Source organism: Pedobacter sp. 10L46_2 (assembly GCF_056395165.1).
This window is the reverse complement of record NZ_JBFTIZ010000539.1, coordinates 1-1,187: the sequence shown is the minus strand read 5'-3', so window position 1 is coordinate 1,187 and position 1,187 is coordinate 1. Positions and strand designations below refer to the sequence as shown.

Sequence of the window (1,187 nt, the reverse complement as noted above, 5' to 3'; positions counted from 1 at the left end):
GAATATGATAAAGCAAAATTCTATTTCGACAAGAATTTACAGCAAGCTGTTAAAGAAATGGATGCCGAAGACGTAAGGGAGTTTTATTTATTGGGTTCAGAAATATATGAGCACAAGGGAGAATACAGAAAATCACTATCTCTGCTAAAGCAGCATAAGCTGATGACTGATTCGGTAAATAATTTGGTAATGAAAAAAGCTATTCATGAGACAGAAATCAAATACCAAACGACGATTAAGGAGAAAGCATTATCGGACCAGAAGCTACAGTTAATTCACAAGGATTTTGAACTGCAAAAGAAGAATAAATACATTTTATACGGCATTGCTGCTATAGTTTTACTCTTGCTTGGCTCGGTAATCATCTATTTAATATACCGCAATAAAAATCAAGCTATTGAACTGAGCTTGTTGAAAGCTCAGATACATCCCCATTTTTTATTCAATACCTTAAATAATCTTTATGCACTTACCATAACCAAGGCCGATGAAGCACCGGACGTGGTGCTGGGATTATCGAGTATTTTACGGTATATACTATATGAGTGCAACACACTAAATGTAGATTTAAAGAAAGAAATGCATATCATCTCGGCTTATATTTCGCTTGAAAAAATAAGATATACTCAAAACTTGGAGGTGAATATGGATGTGAAACAGGATTTTGGGGATATACAAATTGCTCCATTGCTTATCTTGCCTTTGGTTGAAAATGCATTTAAGCATGGCGTGGAAAAGCTTATTAATGAAGCCTGGATTAATATGGAGGCTTATATAAAGGGAAACACATTTGTATTTAAAATTTCGAATAACAAACCATTAGAAATGGAAAATGAGAAGAGCACCGCAAAATATGGCAATATCGGTTTACCAAATATCAAAAAAAGACTCAACATACTATATCCTAAACGTCATAAATTTAAGATCACCAATATCGAGGACGTATTTATTGTTACCATGGAATTGACAATTTCTAATTGAGCTTGCAGATCAATCTGTCCCCCCCCCTTCAGGTCAGCATAAATAGACTTTTTTCAGCTAAGTCGTAAAACAAAATTAAATAGTGTTTTTGAAATATTTTTGGCTATCCACTAATGGTAGCTTTGGCAGTGGTAGCTGGTAATTTTTAGGGATCCGCTGTTCGTCTAAGGTCAAAATCATCGGATATGCCCAGCAAACTATTTGGG

Annotated in this window: 1 protein-coding gene; it reads left to right on the top strand. The window is 34.8% G+C overall.

Annotation, left to right across the window (positions count from 1 at the left end; all coding sequences use genetic code 11):
* A partial coding sequence (locus AC1DDX_RS27615) for a sensor histidine kinase (protein ID WP_477623061.1) occupies positions 1-981 on the top strand: 981 nt, incomplete at its 5' end.
* Positions 982-1,187: the final 206 nt, after the last annotated feature.